The following is a 20,239-nucleotide window of genomic DNA, read 5'->3' on the forward strand; positions in this document are numbered from 1 at the left end:
CGTCTATTGCACTATAAATTTGACAGCATCTGCTTTTTTACTATTGCCTAGTCTAATAAAATAAACTCCAGACCTAGCATACGACATATCTAGGGTATAAATAAACCTGTCATTGGCGTCTTTTTGTATGAGATTGGTAGCAATAACCTGTCCTAGAATATTAAAAACATAAATTCTTGTTTCACTGTCAGAACCCAGATCTGTTTTGGTAATCAAAAATTGATTATTCGGCTCGCTTATTACAAGTAATTGAGTGTCAATATTTTTGTTTTCCCCTATGTCTACTGTGTAGTCATGTGTTGTACCAAACTCCATAGAGCCACAGGGATCATTAAGTGAGTCTCCATTATTCGTATTTGTATCTCCTGCACGAATTCTTAATAAATGCTTCCCTAAAGGCGCATCTTTTGATACTAAAATATCAAACTCTTGATCCTGATTGGCTTTTTCTACTGTTTTATTACTGATGAGTAACTCTGATGTTTCAAAAACGAAATTATCATTATAATCTACCCATAAAGATATTCGTTCAGACCCTTCCTGATCAGCAAATCCTGTTTGTAAAGTCAAAGTGTATGCTCCTATAGATCGATTTAGGTTAATGGTGAAATTAGTTGTAAAATCCTCATACCCTGTATTGCAATCAATCTGGGAGTTGATGACATTAGATAACTCAAAAGAAACAACCCCATCTCCAAACCTTGTACAATCTGCAGTAGGTTTACAAAGTTCTCTGTCTATCGTTTGTGTAATGCTATCATTACTGGTATTTTCATCCGCAGTAAGAGCAGTACCTATTTCAAGTATAAAACTTCCTGTTCCCGTCATATCAGCTAATGAAGTAAATGTATAAGTAGCTTCTTCGCGTGATTGCAGTGTGCCCGAGAAAACTTCATTTATTCTGGAGCCATTATTCAAAATATAAAAAACAGGAATATTACTTTGTGTGACAGAACCGTGATTGAATAAGGTAATAGTAATTGATTCTGGAGAGGTAGCAATACCATTATCAGTTGTAGGGGATACCAAATTTCCTATCCCAATGTCTCTAGAAAATAGATTGTTGAGAGTTGTTACACTACAGTCATTTCCTACAACAGTGTCTCCTGCCAGATTGGTTTCTGCGGTGACGGTGTAGGTTCTTTCTGTACTAAGATCGGCACTTGTAGCAAAAGAAAAAGAAGCTGTTTCTAATGGAGCGACTGTACCTGTAAAAGTTTCGGTAATTGCTGTTGCACCATTAATTGTGTAGCTAATAGGAATATTACTTTGGGCGGTAGTACCATAATTTTTGATAGTTACAGTGATAGTTTCGTTATTTGTGTAGGTACTATTGTTTTGAGGGGCATCAACACTAATAATACCAACATCAGTAGTGGTGGTACCAGCATCAACTTTGAAAACACCAACGATATTCCTTGAATTATCATCAGAATCTTCAAAATACTCTGCGATATGCCAAAATGTTTGATCGTCTAAGGGATCCACAGTAAGTTGAGCGTAGTCACCATAGCGATTTCCTCCGCCGCGTTGTATGTCTGTACTAGCTTTAATTTCTTGCTCTGTAATCGTCATGGTTCCCAAGGGATCACCAGCAAGTCTACCTGTGTATTTGATCGATACAAAGCTATCTGCATCTGCTCCCGTATCAATAGTACCCATAGTAGTATACCCCATGCCGATATTACCATAAATATCCATTGCCATACTACCGCACCATGCACTTTTTCCGTTGGGAGATGTATAAGTTCCTTCTTGATACACAGTCCATGGCTGGCCATCACTATCTTGGCGTAGTTCATACCAACGTATTCCAGCTACATTATCAGATGTTGCATCGATATCGACAGCAAAATTGAGGACAACAGTATTATAGTCGCAAAAGCGCCTGTAATTGGTTGCAAACATGATTGCACCTTGTAATACATCAATACTACTACCACCTCCTGGTTGAGGAATATTACTAAATGACCCTCCATCAAAAGTTGAATCAAAAGGAGTCACAGAAATTTCTTGATCTTCTGTAATGGTAGATTTGATAGGAGAAACCCAATCTACATTGATGTTCCATAGTTTTAAGATATCTTGACCAACACCTTCCCATCCATCATCTTGAAAATAAATAATTTTTGCATCACCTTCAGGTGGCAATGTGTTTCCTATTGCATTGAATGATGCAGGGCTATAAAACCCACCTATTCTAGCCCCAGGAAGAGGGAAACCAACCATTTTTACATTATCTTCTCTTTCTCCTCGTAACATTTTTTCTCTTTCGATTACATATACAACCTCACTATCTTGTATAGAGCCTTGATCTTTGTTGGCAGTAACATAATACCCATCAGACCAAACAGAAAACTTTGTGTAATCAGGAAAAGTACCCGTAAAAAACCGATACATAAACCAGCCATCGTTTACAGGGTCTGACCCTCGACATACTGCAACCAAAAAACCATTTTGTGGGTCTCCAGAATCATTAGGGTTACCATCAAATTGAGTTATTACAAATCGGTCGGCAAAGCTGTCATAAAAAACGATCGGGTCTCCTAATCTTTCTCCTGGAAATATATTTTCTAATGATCCTGATTGTAGTAGTGTTCCGCTTCTATCATGTATAGCAAACCCAAAATTTTTGGCACTTACATAATGATTAGGGCCAATAGCTCCTGTTGGGTCAGAAGGAGAATTGGGGCTGGAGTTTGCTTCAAAAGTTAGAGAAGGAGCCTTTCCTGATCTCATATTTTGATTATTTTTTTGTTGTATAAGTAGTGGGTCTTTTCCACGGGGGAAACCTTTTCCTGGAACAATCTTGTTTGCGCCAGTCTTTCTAGGGTTTATTTTACCTTCTTTTGATTTTGCAGGGATTAATTTTTTTCCAGTTAGTGGTTCTATTACCTTCATATAACTAGCAGTAGTAATTCTACTAGCATGCATCACTTTTTTCTTTTGAGAGAATCCTATTGAGGTGAAAAATAGAAAAGTAACTATTACAGTTTTCTTTACTAACATAAGTGATGATTTATAGTTGAGTTTAGGTTTTAATTTAATTACTAAAGTACGACTAAACTTTTAGGATATAATAAACTAATTAGTACTTTATCTAAATCGTTTGCAAAAAAAAGAGTTTTTTAGAAAGAAAACATTAATTTATAATACATAAAAACTATCACCATATTTGGATTGTATATGATACCGTTTTTAAGATTTATAATAAGCTCTCAAAAAGAGGACTTTGGCCTTAAAAAAGAAGTGTGCCTGGAAAATAGGGGTTTAACATAAACCGAGCTAAAAAGGTGTGAAAAACAAAAAAGCTACCTATTTAATAGATAGCTTTTATATTGAAAACGGTGCGTTTTCCTTAAATTATTGTAACCAATATTCAGGATCGGTTTTTTCTGCAATGATTGTTTTAAGTTCTGTAATGGCAACTCTTTTTTGCTCCATTGTATCACGATCTCGTATGGTAACTTTATTATCAGTTATTGTATCATGATCTATAGTGATACAAAAAGGAGTCCCATTGGCATCTTGTCTTCTGTATCGGCGTCCGATTGCATCTTTTTCATCATAGATAACATTAAATTTCCATTTTAGATCATTTACAATTTTTTGTGCGATCTCGGGTAAACCATCTTTTTTGACTAGTGGAAGTATTGCTGCTTTTACAGGGGCAACTACCGCTGGTAGTTTTAATACTACTCTACTACTACCGTCCTCTAATTTTTCTTCTTGTAGTGCAGTAGAGAATACGGCAAGAAACATTCTGTCGAGCCCTATAGAAGTTTCAACAACATAAGGCACGTAGCTTTCTTTCAACTCAGGATCAAAAAATTGTAGTTTTTTACCAGAGTGTTTTTCGTGTGCTTTGAGGTCAAAATCTGTACGTGAGTGTATACCTTCTAATTCTTTGAATCCAAATGGGAAGTTAAATTCTATATCTGCTGCGGCATTGGCATAATGCGCTAATTTATCATGGTCATGAAAACGGTAATTTTCTTTACCTAGCCCTAATGATAGGTGCCAGTTTAATCGAGTTTCTTTCCAATATTCATACCATTTCATCTCTTCTCCTGGTCGTACAAAGAATTGCATTTCCATTTGTTCAAACTCCCGCATTCTAAAAATAAACTGACGGGCTACAATTTCGTTTCTAAATGCTTTTCCTGTTTGGGCAATACCAAAAGGAATTTTCATTCGTCCAGTTTTCTGAACATTCAAAAAGTTAACAAAGATACCTTGTGCGGTTTCTGGTCTTAAGAATAAATCTGTTGCAGATTCAGCAGATGCACCTAGTTTGGTTCCAAACATTAAGTTAAATTGCCTTACCTCTGTCCAGTTTTTTGAGCCTGTTTCTGGATCAGCAATTTCTAGTTCTTCTATCAATGCTTTTACATCAGCAAGGTCTTCGTTTTCAAGAGACTTTGCCATGCGCTGTATCACTTCTTCCTTTTTAGAGAGGTATTTTACTACTCTTGGATTGGTTGCTACGAATTGAGCTTCATCAAAATCATCACCAAAACGTTTTTTGGCTTTAGTAATTTCTTTTTGCGCTTTTTGGTATAGTTTTTCGGCATAATCCTCTATAAGAACATCGGCTCTATATCTTTTTTTAGAGTCTTTGTTGTCAATAAGAGGGTCATTAAAAGCATCTACATGGCCAGAAGCTTTCCAAGTGGTAGGATGCATGAGTATTGCAGCATCTAGCCCTACAATATTTTGGTGCATATTTACCATACTTTTCCACCAGTACTCTCTTATGTTTTTCTTTAGTTCTACTCCGTTTTGACCGTAATCATATACAGCACTTAGTCCGTCATATATCTCACTCGAGCCAAAAATATACCCATACTCTTTTGCATGGGCAATAACCTTTTTAAATTTATCTTCTTGATTTGCCATTGCACAAAAATAATTGAATTAAAATGAATTGAAAACGAATCTGATTTAGATTTTTATTAAAACATTGGATTATTAATAAAAAACAAAAAACCGCCATGTTATTAACAACATGGCGGTTTATAATTTTGTTGATTATGATTATCTTAACTCAAACTGAGTATTTGATATCATTCTTGGTCCAGAAAATAAGTTTACGATATAATTACCTTTTACCAATTCTCCTTCTGCTGCATCAACCAATATACATACATCTAGAGCTTCATTCTCGTAAAATACTTTATTACGACCGCTGTAGGTAAGTATAGCATTACCTTTGTCAAAGTTTACAGCTATTTTATCTCCAATTAGAGTGTTTTCAGGGTTGATAACCTGTACAAACAAGTCTTTGTCTCCTTTTTCTGTTAGTTTATTTGGAGAAAGTGTAAAGCAAACTCGTACTTTTTCTGCTCTACTAGCTTTAGAAGCTCCAGTGATTTTACCACTATTACGTACTCGTACTCCTTCTGCTTTGATGTTTGCAGCAGTAAGGGCAGAACCTCTTTCTACAATTTCTGCAAGTTTACTATTTTGAGTCTGTAAAGAATCAGCCAAAATAATTCTTTGATTTAGTGCAGTAGATGTGCTATCTAAATCTGTTGTCAATTGTGTGTTTGCAGTTGTCAAACTATCTGCAAGTTTGAACAATCTTTCACGTTCTTTTTTAAGTTTACCAACTTCTCTTCTGTATCGAGAAATCAATGCCAAGTTAGCATCATTATCTTTTACGCTGTCTAATAACACAACAATACGCTCTTTTGCTTTAAGTAGGTGATCATCCATCACTTCATTAAGAGCAATAGCATTGTCGTATTTTGTTATCAATTCGCCTAATTCACTTTCAATAAGATCTTTTTCTTGTTGCAAAATTGCTTTATTTTGCTTCTCTTCGTTGTAAAACTTATACGTAAATATCCCTAAAATAAGTAACAGCGCTCCTAGAACACCGATTAGAATTTTAAGGGTCAAGTTATTGTTCTGAGTTGTCATAATTGAAATTTATAATTGTTTGATGGTTATTTTAAATGGCTAAATATAATAATTAATGTTAATCTCCCTATCATAATGTTAAGAGACTTCATATACTTATTTTATCCTATATACTGTGCTGCCTGTGACAGCCCTTTATACAAAAACGAAAGGTTGCTATGTACTTCTTGCAGGCATAGACTCCCTTTGGGCAATTTTCATAACGTAAACGCAAAAAAAATTGAAAAAGTATTTTATGGGCGAATCAAAATAGAAAATGTGACCTCTCTATTTATTTTTCATAAAGATAGCCTGGTGCAAAATTTAATTCATAATCTCAAGTATAGAGGGAGAGAAGAAGTGGGTCAGGAATTAGGAAGATGGTTGGGTCAGGAGTTATCTCAAAAAACTAGATACCAGAGTATTGATGTGGTGGTTCCAGTTCCTTTGCATAAGGTAAGGTTGAGAGAAAGAGGATATAATCAAGTAGAGAAATTTGGTATTGAAATTGCTGAAAAATTGAATGCAGAATATATTGATTCAGTATTGAAAAAAAAATCTTACAATAAAAAACAATCCAAACATCTAAAATTTAACAGATGGATGAATACCGTTGAAACATTCGGCACACAAAACGAGTCTTTGTTAGAAAATAAACATGTATTGTTGGTAGATGATATTGTTACAACAGGAGCAACAATAGAATCTTGTGTGAATGTATTAAAAGATATACCAGGAGTAAAAATAAGTATCGCTACTATGGCAATGGCAGAGTAACTCACACAAAAAGGGTAAACAGAATTTTTTTTAGAGGACTATTTTTTAAGTTTTTTGTTTTTTAAATATAGTTGTTTCTTTGTGTCTTAAAATTATTGTAGAGATTATGAGCAAAAGGATACATACAATATTGCTTGTCGCGGCATCAATTATCATTATTGTTGGTTGTGCCAAAAAAGGTTCTATAACTGGTGGTCCAAAAGATGAAACACCTCCAGTTATTGTAAAAGCTTTCCCTCCTAATTTTTCTACAAACTTTAATAAAAAAGAGATACGTATATATTTTGATGAATATGTGAAGCTAAAAGATGCACAGAAACAGATTATTGTTTCTCCTCCTATGGATCCAAAGCCAACGATTACTCCTATGGGGGGTGCAAATAAGTTTATAAAAATTAAGTTTATTGACACCCTATTAGAAAACACTACTTATAGTATTAATTTTGGCGAAAGTATAGTTGATAATAACGAAGAAAACCCAAATCCTTTTTTTAGATATGTTTTTTCTACAGGAGATTTTCTAGATTCGCTTAGTATAAAAGGAACAGTGAGCGATGCTGTTCAAAAAGAAGCAGACCCATACGTTACCGTGGCACTATATGAAATTGATGAGGAGTATAGTGATTCTGTAGTTTATAAAAATGTACCTAGATATATTACTAATACTCTAGATAGTATAGTTTTTGATTTACATAACCTAAAAGAAGGAAAATTTAAGCTTATTGCTTTAAAAGATGTTTCTAATAATTATACATACGAGCCTAAGCAAGATAAAATAGGATTTTATGAAGAAATAATTACACTTCCTGAAGATACGGCCAAAGTATTTAATCTTACTTTGTTTAAAGAAACACTTAATTTTAAGGTTTTACATTCAAAACAAGTTTCAAAAAATGAATTTATTTTCCCGTATGAGGGGGTAAAAGATAGTATGCAGGTAAAACTGCTTAGCAAAGCTCCGGATGATTTTGAGACGAGAGTTTTTCCTGATAAGAAAAAAGATACTTTACATTATTGGTTTAGGCCATTTTTTGAAGCAGATTCATTATTGTTTGAAGTAACCAATATCAAAAATTATAAAGACACAATAACAACCAGATTCAAAGATCAATATAAGGACTCTCTGGTATTAGAATCTGATGTAGGAAATACACTTGCACTCAATAAAAATTTAGTTTTTTCTGCAAACACTGCGCTAGATAGTATTAATGAAAAGCTAATTTCACTTACAGATAAAGATACACTAGAAGTTCCTTTTTCTGTTGATTTAGATATTCATACCAATGAAGTTGAATTGATTTTTGATAAAACAGAGAGCAACGCCTATAATTTGAAGTTTTTACCAGAGGCAGTCAAGGATTTTGTAGGTAACGTTAATGATACTATAAATATTAATTTCAGAACCAAAAGATTGGCGGATTACGGAACAATTTTTTTAACCTTAGAGAATGTAGAGACTTATCCGGTTCTGGTTCAGATTACTGATGAAAAAGAAAATGTAATAGCAGAACAAGTAGCAAGAGAGCAAAGAGTCTTAACATTTGATCATCTAGATCCTTCTAAATATTTTATTCGTGTAATAATCGATAGTAATGATAATGGAATATGGGATTCAGGTAATTTTTTAAAAGGAATACAACCCGAAGAAATTCGATATTTTGATGCGCCAGTTGATGTAAGGGCAAATTGGGAGATAAAACAAACTTTTGTTTTGGATCAAGACTAGAGGAATGTAAAATTGTCTCTGTCTTGTAGAAAGGGGAGTTTTTTTCTTGTTTGTTGGATATGATCTGCTTTGAGAGTTGCATATAGAATAGTTTCTTTTTCTATAGGGTTTTCTTGTAGTATCGATTCTCCCAAAACATTGTAGATAGCAGAATGCCCATTATGCTCAAAGCCTTTACCGTCTAATCCCACACGATTTACCCCAATGCAGTAACACATGTTTTCTATTGCTCGTGCTTTAAGCAAAGTATCCCAAGCGGTTATACGAATTTTTGGCCAACTAGCCACATATATCAAAGTGTCATAATTAGTAGTGTTTCTAGCCCATATAGGAAACCTCAAGTCATAACAAATCAAAAGCTTTATTTTCCAACCCAGATACTCAACAATTACCTCCTTTTGCCCAGCCGTATAAATATTCTGTTCTTTAGCCAAAGTAAATAATTGGTGTTTATCATACGATTCATAAGTGCCATCAGTATACATAAATATCATACGATTGTAAAACATACCATCCTCTTTAATCACGATACTACCTGTAATAGCACAATTAGATATTTTAGCCATTTTGATGAGCCATTGCATTGTCTCTCCAGTCATAGTTTCGGCTACTTTTTCGGGATTCATAGTAAACCCTGTAGTAAACATTTCTGGTAATACGATCAAATCTGTTTTTTGAGATATGGAATTGATTTTTTGAGAAAAAACAGCACGATTTTGTACAGGATTTTCCCATGCTAGATGAGATTGGATTAATGTGATATTTAGAATTTCTTTCATAATACTTGTGGTTTTTTCTTTTCAAAATTAGAATGCAGATCAGGAGTTGATATATGTCTATATATAACCCTTAAATTTATAAAGCTCATTTGAAGAGTGTAAGTTTCTAACTTTAAATTTCTAAATAACAAACTAACACTTTTTTATTTATACCTAAAAGATTAATTCTCTACACTTAATTAAAAGTTATTCTTTCGACTAAAAAGGAGGCTTATAGGTAAACAGATTATTGAATTCGTTTACAAACCAGAAATCTTCATGATTATATAATTGAATATAATCAATAAAACTAAGATTATAGAGTCATTCATACAGACAAAATGCACTAAATTTTAAAAGTAAACTACTTGGTAATAAGATTTGTATGGTGTGTTTAGTAGAAATCAAGTAGCAAGATGGCTCAAAATGTATGAGATTGTGGGCAAGAAAAATCTGAAACAAATTGTAAGGGTATAACTCAAAAATATCATTTCATATATAAAAATTAACAGCACACACAATCTGTTAAGTAAATGTTGAGTTTTTTTCTATCTTGATAAGAAATAATCTTGTAAGCAAATTAAATAATGAAAAAGCAAAAGCAAAAAAAACTTTAGTTCGATTTCTTTTCCTTTTTCTATTAATAGGGTTTGTTTCATGTGAGACAGGTGAGAACTTAGAAGTTCTAGAGCAGAGTGATAATGGAGAAATACCTTCTAAAACGAGTGTTAATATCTGTGTAAAACTATCTACCTTACTTTCAGATACATCAGGAACAGAAAATTACTTTACTTCATCTAGATTAACAAATAGGTCCTATGTAAATGGTAGGGTACGAGTTAAAAGAAAAAGTGATAATGCAACTATCCAAACTAGATATACTGATAGTAATGGATGTGTATCTCTTAATAAGCCAAGTCAAACCAGTAAGTATTATATAGAAATTACTCCTGTATTAAAATTGGATCGTAATTCATTTGTATATGCCTATACAGGAAGCAGATCTACCTCATCTACCAAGCGAATTACAAGAGATTTTCCTTCATCTGGAGGTTTAACAATTAAAGAAACAAAATACGATGCTACATTTAATGTAATGTCTACACTAGGGTATATCATTAATCGAACAGGGTCCTTTAATGCGCATAGAAACCTACATGTGATCATTAATACTAATCATAGTAGTGGATCTCATATGAGAAGATCTGGATCTCATTTAGAATTGCATATTTATAGTGGTCACCGTAATTCTAGATATGTAATGGCACATGAATTTGGACATGTATACCAGTATTTCTTTGATACCGATTTTGCAAATGACTGTAGTTACCAAAGTAGTTCATGTAGAGGAATTGGAAATCATTCTATGAGAAGTTCAGAGTACTCATCATGTGGCACTTCAGAAGGATTTGCTCATTTCTTTGCTCTTCGTTCTTGGCATAACCAATCTAATAGTTCAGCAAAGTTTAAATACTATAAAGGATCCAAAGACGTAATTCCAGTATATAGCGGAACCAGTGAATACCCTTTGAAGTATAGAATAGCAGAATGTACAGTTTCTTCGAATTCTGATAAATATACAGAATTAGATTTTATGAGAACATTTGCAACTATGCACAAAAGAGGTTCTTCTCTGCAAGCCATTACACAATGGATTGGAAATTCTAATTTTAAACGAGATACAGCTTTCAAAAAGCTAAATGATGAAGCTAATCAAATTGGAGGGAGTCTTAGAAATAATTGGCAAGACGCATATCTTCAAATGTTGAGATAACACAAATTAATATAATCATTCTACAATGCTCTTTGGGTTTAATTCCTTGAGAGCTTATTCTTTTTTAATGAATACTATCCTAATTATTAATATAGAAAATGTGATATGTTAATGCAGGATAGAAAATATATCAGGTAATATTAGACTCAGGAAAATAGAGGAATTAAAAAAACAACAAATAATATAGATTAAGTTGATTTTAAAAATTTCTGATCAAGAATACGATTAGCAATGACTTTTTACTAAAAAAATTGAATTCTTTGTTAAAAAATCATATTTGCCTAACAATTATTTGATATCGTATAGTGAATTCAGGCTACTTTTTTCTAGAAAATCCTTATTTTCGCAGACTTAACAGAAAGTACGATCAAATGAGCACGAAGTTTCCTGAATACAAAGGACTTGACTTACCTAAAGTAGCTGAAGAAATATTGAATTTTTGGCAACAGAATACCATATTTGAAAAAAGTATTAGTGAGCGTGACGGAGCAGAGCCGTTTATCTTTTTTGAAGGACCTCCTTCAGCAAATGGATTGCCAGGCATTCATCACGTAATGGCTCGTGCGATTAAAGATATTTTTTGTAGATATAAAACTCAGAAAGGATTTCAAGTACAGCGTAAAGCTGGGTGGGATACACATGGGCTTCCAATAGAGTTAGGTGTAGAAAAAGAATTAGGTATTACCAAAGAAGATATTGGTAAGAAGATATCAGTAGAAGAATATAATGAGGCATGTAAAAAAGCCGTAATGAGATATACTGATATATGGAATGACCTGACTCAAAAAATAGGATACTGGGTAGATATGGAGGACCCTTATGTCACATACAAACCCAAATATATGGAGAGTGTATGGTGGTTATTGTCAGAGATCTATAAAAAAGGATTGCTTTACAAAGGATATACAATACAACCATATTCTCCAAAGGCAGGTACTGGATTAAGTTCTCATGAACTTAATCAACCAGGAACATATCAGGATGTAACTGATACAACGGTAGTGGCTCAGTTAAAAGCAATAAAAGAAACATTACCCTCTTTTTTAAAAGAGGTTCAGGAAGAAATATACTTTTTGGCATGGACAACTACACCATGGACACTTCCGTCAAATACCGCTTTAACGGTTGGTTCAAAAATAGAGTATGTTGTGGTAAAAACGTTTAATCAATATACGTTTGAACCAATACATGTAATTCTTGCCAAAAACCTTGTAGGAAAACAATTTGCAGGAAAGTTTGTCTTAGCAGAGACAGAAGCAGAAGTACAAGCATTCAAACAAGGAGATAAGAAGATACCCTATTATATCTTAAAAGAATTCAAAGGAGCAGATTTGATAGATGCGAGATATGAACAATTAATAGATTATGTACAACCATATCATAATCCAGAGAATGCTTTTAGAGTCATTGCAGGAGATTTTGTTACTACAGAAGATGGGACAGGAATTGTACATACATCACCCACTTTTGGTGCAGACGATGCCCTTGTAGCCAAACAAGCAAAGCCTGAAGTACCTGCACTATTGGTAATGGATGAAAATAATAATCTAGTACCAACAGTAGATTTACAAGGTAGATTCATTCAGGAAATGGGAGATCTAGGTGGTAAGTATGTGAAAAATGAATATTACGATGATGGTGAGGCTCCAGAGAAATCTGTAGATGTAGAAATTGCTATTAAATTAAAAATAGAAAATAAAGCCTTTAAAGTTGAAAAATATGTGCACAGTTATCCAAATTGCTGGCGTACAGATAAACCTATACTATATTATCCATTGGATTCGTGGTTTATAAAAGTTACAGATTTTAAAGATCGTATGCATGAACTTAATTTGGGGATTAACTGGAAACCTAAGGCGACTGGAGAAGGGCGTTTTGGTAATTGGTTGGCAAATGCAAATGATTGGAATCTTTCTAGATCACGATTTTGGGGAATTCCTTTACCTATCTGGAGAACAGAAGATGGTAAAGAAGAGCTTATTGTTGGTTCTGTTGAAGAGCTAAAGAAGGAGATGGCCAAAGCAATAGAGGCAGGAGTACTCGAAGCAGATATTTTTGCAGATTTTGTGATTGGTGATATGAGTGAGGAGAATTATGATAAAATTGATTTACATAAAAATGTAATAGACAAGGTTATTCTAGTTTCTTCTTTGGGGAAACCTATGAAAAGAGAGAGCGACCTGATTGATGTGTGGTTTGACTCGGGGTCAATGCCTTATGCACAGTGGCATTATCCTTTTGAAAATAAAGAAAAAGTAGAATCAGGAGATCGAAAAGCTGATTTTATAGCAGAAGGTGTAGATCAAACTCGTGGATGGTTCTATACACTGCATGCAATAGGAACAATGATTTTTGATGATGTAGCCTATAAAAATGTAGTATCAAATGGTTTGGTTCTGGATAAGAATGGGCAAAAAATGTCTAAACGATTAGGTAATGCAGCTGACCCATTTGAAACCTTAGATACATACGGGCCAGATGCTACCCGATGGTATATGATTAGTAATGCAAATCCTTGGGATAATTTAAAATTTGATCTAGAAGGAATTGCAGAGGTGCGTCGTAAGTTTTTTGGGACACTATATAATACTTATTCGTTTTTTACACTATATGCTAATATTGATAATTTTGCATATACAGAAGCAGATATTTCATTGGCAGAACGTCCAGAAATTGATCGTTGGATATTAAGTGAATTGCATACCTTGATCAAAAATGTAGATGAGTATTATAATGATTATGAGCCTACAAAGGCAACAAGAGCGATTTCTGATTTTGTACAAGAAAATTTAAGTAACTGGTTTGTACGTTTAAGCAGAAGGAGATACTGGAAAGGAGATTACCAGCAAGATAAAATTTCTGCATACCAGACATTGTATACCTGTATGTTTACAGTAGCTAAGTTAGGAGCTCCTGTAGCACCATTCTTTATGGATAGATTGTATAAGGATTTGATTGCAGGAACTCAAAAAGAAACATTTGAAAGTGTGCATTTGGCTCATTTTCCTGAATATAATCCAGCATTTGTAGATAAATCGTTAGAACATAAAATGCAAAAAGCTCAAACCGTTTGCTCTTTAGTACTTTCTTTGCGTCAAAAAGAAAAAATCAAGGTAAGACAACCATTGCAACGAATTATGATCCCTGTGCTTAATGAAGCAGAAAAGAATGAGATTAATGATATAGCAGATTTGGTTAAAAGTGAAGTAAATGTTAAAGAAATAGAGCTTATAGATGATGCTTCTGGGATATTGGTAAAACAAATCAAACCTAATTTTAAAGCATTAGGTCCTCGTTTTGGTAAAGATATGAGGCTGATTGCTAGCAAGATACAGAAATTTGATCAAGAAACTATAAAAATTCTTGAACAAACAGGTAATTTTGATGTAGAAATTAATGATAAAATTATTACATTAGGTATCAGTGATGTGGAAATAAGCTCTCAGGATATCGAAGGTTGGTTGGTTGCAAACTCAGGAACTTTGACAGTTGCATTAGATGTAACAATAAGTCCAGAACTCAAAAAAGAAGGAATTGCCAGAGAACTTGTGAATCGTATTCAAAATATACGTAAGGATAGTGGTTTTGAGGTAACTGATAAGATAGGAATTGTTTTTCAGAATAATGAAACTATTCAGGAAGCTGTTGCTACTAATGAGAGTTATATTAAAAATGAAACCTTAACCGAGACAATTGAGTTTGCTTCAGATGTAATAAATGGTACAGAAATTGCGTTTGACGACATTGCAACCCAATTGATAATTAAAAAATATTAAGAGTATGGCAGAAGATATCAAAGTAAGGTACAGTGACGCCGATTTGGCGAAGTTTAAGGAAATTATCCTTGAAAAAATGCAAAAAGCACAGAATGATTTAGAATTGTTACAAAGTGCATACAAAAATGATGGTAATAATGGTACAGACGATACTTCACCAACATTTAAGGCATTTGAAGAAGGTAGTGAAACAATGTCTAAAGAAGCAAATACACAGCTTGCTATTAGACAGGAGAAATTTGTGCGGGATTTAAAAAATGCATTATTACGTATAGAAAACAAAACGTATGGTGTTTGCCGTGTAACAGGTAAATTAATTAATCCAGAACGATTAAAACTAGTTCCTCATGCTACACTAAGTATTGAAGCAAAAAACATGCAAAGCTAGCTAATAGTTAGAAGCATGAAATAGAAAACAAGCCTTGAATCTTTAATAAAGATTCAAGGCTTGTTTCAGAGAATTTATTAGTGTTTTTAAAATGACATTATACTCTTTTGAATGTTATATGAGATTGTTCTTTGAGTACTTCAGAGTATCCATATAAATAGAAATATCTATTATCTGTAGACATAGAAAAGTTAATACTTTTATTGGTTTGATCAGGATTATAATTTATAATAGGGTCATTAACCATATTAGAAAAAATCGCTCGATCTTTATATAATAATCTGACAAACTGTCGATTTCGTAATGATACCTTTCCAACAGTACCAGGGTAAAGAGACATGTTTTCAAATTCCATAGTGTAAGGAGCCTCTCCAGTAAAACCATCTAACCTTAGTTTGTTTGGATATAAACTAGATTCTGTAATAGTAATTCTGAACCCTGTAATATCATTTTCTCCAAAGCCAGCATTTTGAATTTCACCAATATGTGAAACTTTTACAATCTCCCAAGTTCCAGGTAATAAGTTGTATGCACTACTGTTGTTATTAGAAAAGACAATATCTTTATCAATATTGTGATTTTTTAATTCCTGTAATTGCTTGTCAATTTCATTAGCTTCAATATTTTCTGGGGTTTGCATGGTAGTATCCTCAATTTTATCTTTACTACATGAAACAATTAAAATAGAGACTAAAAGCATTAATAAAAAATTTAATTTAATATTCATTTTTTTGTATTTTAAATGGTTAATAATAATTTTATATTCTAATACTAAAGACGATTCCTAAGAAGGTTTCCCTGTTTTGAAAAAGTTAAATTTGTCTTATAGTTATCATAAATTGAGTTTCTCAATCAGGGATTTTTTTCTGATAAAAAAGATGTATATAAAAAAATCAAAAAACAAATTGATAAATTTGAGATTGAATCAGAAGAACTTGATTTTTATAAATTTAAATCGGAAGCAGTTCTTTATTCTTGAATATGCTTTTTTAGGAAGATTTTGATGATTTTTATTTACTATTAGTGTCTATGCAAAGCTAAATAGTAACTCATTATATAGACATAATAGAAGATATACGTATAAACCTTAAATTAAACAATGATGATAAAACTCTCCTCTGTTGGCAGTTTATTTGCCATACTTTTTACAATCACAACTATTTCTTGCACCCAACCAAAACCAAAGAGGGTCATCAATTTTCCAGAAACGAATTTGGTTGAAGAGAATTTAATTCCGAAACCGTTAGAAATAATCTCTACAAATGATGGTTTTGCTCTTGATAAGTATACAGCCATTTACACTTCTAAAGATGTAGAAGGTTTTGAAGAGGTAGGAAATTTTCTGGCAGATAAAATAAAATCTAAGACAGGTATTGAGGTGCCAGTAAATATCGATACTATTACAACTATAGAAACGGTCATTAATATTCGTAAATCAGATACTCTTGATCAGAACCTTCCAGAAGCCTATCAATTGCATATCGCTCAAGATACGATTACATTACATTCAAGTACAGCCACAGGTGCTTTTAGAGGTATTCAAACATTACGCCAGATTATTCCAGAAATGAGTAATGATACGCTTACAAAAAATAAAGTATGGGTAATACCAACTGGCAAAATTATAGATTCTCCTCAATTTGAATATAGAGGTGCTATGTTAGATGTGGCTCGTCATTTTTTTGCTGTAGAGGATGTTAAGAAATATATCGATGTGTTGAGTTATTATAAATTTAATGTGTTACACTTACATCTTACTGATGATCAAGGGTGGCGTATAGAGATTAAATCATGGCCTAAACTTACAGAAATAGGTGGGAGTACAGAAGTAGGAGGAAAATCAGGAGGTTTCTATACACAAGAAGAATATACTGATATTGTGAATTATGCTGCAGCTCGTCATATACTTATTGTACCAGAAATTGACATGCCTGGGCATACAAATGCTGCTTCAGTGTCCTATCCTTTTCTGAACGGAAATGGTAAAACACCTAAATTGTATAAAGGAACCAGAGTTGGATTTAGCACTTTTGATACCAAAAAAGATACAGTATATGCATTTATAGATGATGTTATTCGCGAAGTAGCTGCTATTACACCTGGTCCGTATTTTCATATTGGTGGAGACGAAAGTCTAGTGACCAAAAAGAAAGATTATATATATTTTGTAAATAAGGTAGAGAAAATTGTGCAAAAGTATGGGAAACGTATGATTGGATGGGATGAGGTAGCTAATGCAGATATAAGCTCTTCTTCTATCTCTCAACATTGGAGAGGTAAAAAGAATACTCAGGTTGCAGTATCTAAAGGAATGAAAATTATTATGTCTCCAGCAGAAAAAGCGTACTTAGATATGAAGTATGACTCTCTCTCCAAGTATGGATTAGATTGGGTAGGTCATATTCCAACAGATACAGCATATATTTGGACTCCAGAATCATATGTGCCCTTGAAAAGTATTATGGGGATAGAGGCACCTCTTTGGTCAGAGACGATTAGTGATATTGATGAGCTAGAATATTTAGCTTTTCCTAGAGCTATAGGTTATGCAGAAATTGGATGGACTGTCCAAGAGAACCGTAATTGGGAAGATTATAAAGTGCGTTTAGCAAATCAAGGGCCTTTTCTAGAGCGTATGAATGTTAAATACTATCCTTCTCCTTTGATTGATTGGAAAACAAAGCAAGGAATGCAAAAAATTAAGAAATAGGTAACTATTGTTTATATAGTGTAAAATGTAAATAATTGTTTACTTGATATCTACAGCAAGGACTAAGTAGATGTGTGTTCAAAAAAATTGCTCTATACGCAAATAATGCTGGTCAATACCAGTTTTTATTTTGGATATAGGGCAATTTTTTTAAACCTTTCTTGTTAAACCATTAAATATGGTTCTTCTTTAATTTTGCAATTTGAGTTTCACCAATAAAACACTATTTTTGTCCGTCGCTTTTTATAGCCAGATAAATCAACATATTTATGTCTTTAAAGAAATCTATTTTAGTTATAATTTTGGTATTACTTATTGATCAAATTTCCAAAATTTATATCAAAACTCATTTTACTCTTCATCAAGACATAGAGGTCTTCAATTGGTTTCGTATTATATTTGTAGAAAATAAAGGAATGGCGTGGGGTGTAGAGCTTCCTGGAAGTTATGGTAAATTAGTTCTTACCTTATTTAGAGTAGTGGCAATTACAGGAATTGGTTACTGGTTGTATGATTCGGTTCGTAAGAATAGCTCGCCAATACTTACATTTTGTATAGCATTAATCTTTGCGGGTGCTTTTGGAAATATTATAGATTCTATATTTTATGGTATGTTGTTTAGTGAGAGTACTAATATTCATGTAGCAAGTTTTCTGCCTGAAGGAGGAGGGTATGAAGAGGTTTTCTATGGTAAAGTAGTAGATATGATTCAATTTACATTTTATGATGATATTTTGCCAGAGTGGATTCCTTTTGTAGGAGGTGAGCATTTTTCATTTTTTGATCCTGTGTTTAATATTGCAGACTCTGCAATAAGCGTAGGTGTATTCTTATTAATTATTTTTAATAAGAGAGCATTTCCTCAAAAAGAAGCTTAGATTATTCTTTTATGTGATATACCTTTGTAGGAGTGACGCATATGTCCAGACCTATATCGGTGGCAAGAATAGTATCAATTTCTTTTTCTGCAGAGAAAAACGATACACCTATTTTTAAGGTGTTAGGATTACATTTTGCTAGAAATTTATCATAAAACCCTTTGCCATAACCTACTCGATTTCCTTTTTGATCAAAAGCTAATAAGGGGATAAAGACAACCTCTATTTTATTCTCAGGAACAGGAATTCCATCTACGGGTTCAGGAATACCCCAAGAATTTGTTTTTATTACAGTAGTATCAGTAAGTAAAAAATGATCAAGTGTATTATCTTCAAAATTGCTTTTTGATATAATTACATTTTTATCTTTACCCAAAAGGATGTTAAGAATAAATTCAGTATTGATTTCTTTTTGTTTTTCAATAGGTAGAAAAATGTGATAATATGTCTTTTTCCAAATCGGTAGTGTAAGCAAGCGATTGGCAATATCAATACTTAGTTCTTCTATTTGATCAGGGCTCAATTGTGATCTAAGTGTTTTGTATTTGACTCTAAGTGCTTTTTTATTCATTTATAGATTCTTTGGTTATTCTAAAAATTGCATCTCCTTTATATACAATTGAAGATTCATTTACATTTATAATATATCCTTCATTATTCGCTTTGACCACATGTCTCATTTTGCCATAAGGATCGGTAATAGTTGCTAGTATTTCTCCTTTTTCTACATGTTTACCAATAAGTATTTTGATGTGTAATAGGCCGCTATATTTTGCTCGCATCCAGAAACTTTTTTTGATAATCAAAGTATCGGAATCGCGAATAGGAGGATCAAAATTAGAATGTAACATATCCAAATGGTGTAGTATTCTCATAGTTCCTTGTACCCCTTCTCTAGCTATTTCTTTACTACTACTTTGGGATTTACCTCCTTCAAATAATAAAATATCTTTCCCTTTTTTTGCACAAGTTGCTCGATATGAGCCGTCAAGGTTTTTGGATAGTAAAGTAAAAGGAGCGTTAAAAATTTTAGCAAGTGCTATCAATTGTTCGTTTTTTGGATCAACACGTACATGAGGGGCATTAAACCTACTGGCTCCTCCAGTGTGAAAATCTAGACAGAAATCCGCAGTAGGTAAGATTTCATTAATAAACTGATGAGCAAAACGACTGGCAAGTGAACCATTTTTGGTGCCAGGAAAAACCCTGTTCAAATCACGGCCATCAGGAAAAAAACGATTCATACTTAAAAAACCAAAGACATTAAGAACAGGAATACAAATAATACTACCTTTTGATGGTTTGTTGATTTTTTTAGCAATGATTTGTCGTACTACTTCTACGCCATTTATTTCATCACCGTGAATACCAGCAGTAATTAGTATAGTAGGGCCTGAATGTTTTGAACGTTCAATAATTATAGGAATCTCTACCTTGGTAGAAGTATATAACTTGGCAATATTAAAATTGATTGTAGTACTAGTTCCTGGCAGCACTTCTTTGCCTAAGATATTGAGAATATTTTTTTTGGTTGTTTTGGTCATTGTA

Annotated in this window: 14 protein-coding genes; 7 read left to right on the top strand and 7 right to left on the bottom strand. The window is 33.1% G+C overall.

Going from position 1 to position 20,239, the window contains the following annotated elements; translation table 11 throughout:
- Window positions 1–3: 3 nt before the first annotated feature.
- The 3 genes from CVD18_RS08135 to CVD18_RS08145 form a co-directional block, all read right to left on the bottom strand.
- Window positions 4–3,009 carry a T9SS type A sorting domain-containing protein gene (locus tag CVD18_RS08135; RefSeq protein ID WP_103864948.1) on the bottom strand — a complete coding sequence of 1,002 codons (3,006 nt, stop codon included), beginning with the start codon at window positions 3,007–3,009 and terminating at the stop codon, window positions 4–6.
- Between the two features lie 354 nt (window positions 3,010–3,363).
- The gene (locus tag CVD18_RS08140) at window positions 3,364–4,899 is read right to left on the bottom strand and encodes a glycine--tRNA ligase (RefSeq protein ID WP_103864949.1); all 1,536 of its coding nucleotides are present in this window, start codon (window positions 4,897–4,899) and stop codon (window positions 3,364–3,366) included.
- 138 nt (window positions 4,900–5,037) lie between these two features.
- A complete protein-coding gene (locus CVD18_RS08145) occupies window positions 5,038–5,925 on the bottom strand; it encodes a hypothetical protein (protein WP_103864950.1) in 888 nt (295 codons plus the stop codon).
- A gap of 294 nt (window positions 5,926–6,219) precedes the next feature.
- Between CVD18_RS08145 and CVD18_RS08150 the strand changes: the two genes are divergently transcribed.
- Entirely contained in the window at window positions 6,220–6,681 is a 462-nt protein-coding gene (locus CVD18_RS08150) for a ComF family protein (RefSeq protein WP_369858591.1), read from the top strand.
- 106 nt (window positions 6,682–6,787) lie between these two features.
- Complete coding sequence (locus CVD18_RS08155; protein WP_103864951.1) at window positions 6,788–8,407, top strand: Ig-like domain-containing protein; 1,620 nt, start codon at window positions 6,788–6,790, stop codon at window positions 8,405–8,407.
- Here the strand turns inward: CVD18_RS08155 and CVD18_RS08160 are convergent.
- Complete coding sequence (locus CVD18_RS08160; protein ID WP_103864952.1) at window positions 8,404–9,186, bottom strand: nitrilase family protein; 783 nt, start codon at window positions 9,184–9,186, stop codon at window positions 8,404–8,406. The two genes, CVD18_RS08155 and CVD18_RS08160, sit on opposite strands and share 4 nt — an antisense overlap.
- 532 nt (window positions 9,187–9,718) lie before the next feature.
- Between CVD18_RS08160 and CVD18_RS08165 the strand changes: the two genes are divergently transcribed.
- The 3 genes from CVD18_RS08165 (at window position 9,719) to CVD18_RS08175 (ending at window position 15,103) form a co-directional block, all read left to right on the top strand.
- The gene (locus tag CVD18_RS08165) at window positions 9,719–10,939 is read left to right on the top strand and encodes a hypothetical protein (protein ID WP_103864953.1); all 1,221 of its coding nucleotides are present in this window, start codon (window positions 9,719–9,721) and stop codon (window positions 10,937–10,939) included.
- 371 nt (window positions 10,940–11,310) lie between these two features.
- The gene (gene ileS, locus CVD18_RS08170) at window positions 11,311–14,715 is read left to right on the top strand and encodes an isoleucine--tRNA ligase (RefSeq protein ID WP_103864954.1); all 3,405 of its coding nucleotides are present in this window, start codon (window positions 11,311–11,313) and stop codon (window positions 14,713–14,715) included.
- A 4-nt stretch (window positions 14,716–14,719) separates the two neighbouring features.
- Window positions 14,720–15,103, top strand: a complete 384-nt coding sequence (locus CVD18_RS08175; RefSeq protein WP_103864955.1) for a TraR/DksA C4-type zinc finger protein — start codon at window positions 14,720–14,722, stop codon at window positions 15,101–15,103.
- A 97-nt stretch (window positions 15,104–15,200) separates the two neighbouring features.
- Here CVD18_RS08175 and CVD18_RS08180 read toward each other — a convergent pair whose 3' ends face one another.
- Window positions 15,201–15,830, bottom strand: a complete 630-nt coding sequence (locus CVD18_RS08180; protein ID WP_146052735.1) for a hypothetical protein — start codon at window positions 15,828–15,830, stop codon at window positions 15,201–15,203.
- 375 nt (window positions 15,831–16,205) lie between these two features.
- Between CVD18_RS08180 and CVD18_RS08185 the strand changes: the two genes are divergently transcribed.
- The gene (locus CVD18_RS08185; protein WP_103864969.1) at window positions 16,206–17,813 is read left to right on the top strand and encodes a beta-N-acetylhexosaminidase; all 1,608 of its coding nucleotides are present in this window, start codon (window positions 16,206–16,208) and stop codon (window positions 17,811–17,813) included.
- Window positions 17,814–18,082: 269 nt separating this feature from the next.
- Window positions 18,083–18,691 (top strand): lipoprotein signal peptidase, encoded by a 609-nt coding sequence (locus tag CVD18_RS08190; protein WP_103864957.1) that lies wholly within the window; start codon window positions 18,083–18,085, stop codon window positions 18,689–18,691.
- A gap of 1 nt (window position 18,692) precedes the next feature.
- Here CVD18_RS08190 and CVD18_RS08195 read toward each other — a convergent pair whose 3' ends face one another.
- Window positions 18,693–19,262 (bottom strand): 5-formyltetrahydrofolate cyclo-ligase, encoded by a 570-nt coding sequence (locus CVD18_RS08195; protein ID WP_103864958.1) that lies wholly within the window; start codon window positions 19,260–19,262, stop codon window positions 18,693–18,695.
- Window positions 19,255–20,235 (bottom strand): succinylglutamate desuccinylase/aspartoacylase family protein, encoded by a 981-nt coding sequence (locus CVD18_RS08200; protein ID WP_103864959.1) that lies wholly within the window; start codon window positions 20,233–20,235, stop codon window positions 19,255–19,257. The genes CVD18_RS08195 and CVD18_RS08200 overlap by 8 nt, the downstream gene beginning before the upstream one ends.
- Between the last annotated feature and the right edge of the window lie 4 nt (window positions 20,236–20,239).

Origin of the sequence: Aquimarina sp. I32.4 (assembly GCF_002924285.1) — a bacterium.
Taxonomy (GTDB): domain Bacteria; phylum Bacteroidota; class Bacteroidia; order Flavobacteriales; family Flavobacteriaceae; genus Aquimarina.

Coding starts and splice junctions, on each gene's coding strand:
- CVD18_RS08175 (WP_103864955.1), top strand. CDS start 14,720: ATGGCAGAAGATATCAAAGTAAGGTACAGTGACGCCGATTTGGCGAAG.
- CVD18_RS08180 (WP_146052735.1), bottom strand. CDS start 15,830: ATGAATATTAAATTAAATTTTTTATTAATGCTTTTAGTCTCTATTTTA.
- ileS (WP_103864954.1), top strand. CDS start 11,311: ATGAGCACGAAGTTTCCTGAATACAAAGGACTTGACTTACCTAAAGTA.
- CVD18_RS08135 (WP_103864948.1), bottom strand. CDS start 3,009: ATGTTAGTAAAGAAAACTGTAATAGTTACTTTTCTATTTTTCACCTCA.
- CVD18_RS08190 (WP_103864957.1), top strand. CDS start 18,083: ATGTCTTTAAAGAAATCTATTTTAGTTATAATTTTGGTATTACTTATT.
- CVD18_RS08145 (WP_103864950.1), bottom strand. CDS start 5,925: ATGACAACTCAGAACAATAACTTGACCCTTAAAATTCTAATCGGTGTT.
- CVD18_RS08140 (WP_103864949.1), bottom strand. CDS start 4,899: ATGGCAAATCAAGAAGATAAATTTAAAAAGGTTATTGCCCATGCAAAA.
- CVD18_RS08160 (WP_103864952.1), bottom strand. CDS start 9,186: ATGAAAGAAATTCTAAATATCACATTAATCCAATCTCATCTAGCATGG.
- CVD18_RS08200 (WP_103864959.1), bottom strand. CDS start 20,235: ATGACCAAAACAACCAAAAAAAATATTCTCAATATCTTAGGCAAAGAA.
- CVD18_RS08155 (WP_103864951.1), top strand. CDS start 6,788: ATGAGCAAAAGGATACATACAATATTGCTTGTCGCGGCATCAATTATC.
- CVD18_RS08185 (WP_103864969.1), top strand. CDS start 16,206: ATGATAAAACTCTCCTCTGTTGGCAGTTTATTTGCCATACTTTTTACA.
- CVD18_RS08195 (WP_103864958.1), bottom strand. CDS start 19,262: ATGAATAAAAAAGCACTTAGAGTCAAATACAAAACACTTAGATCACAA.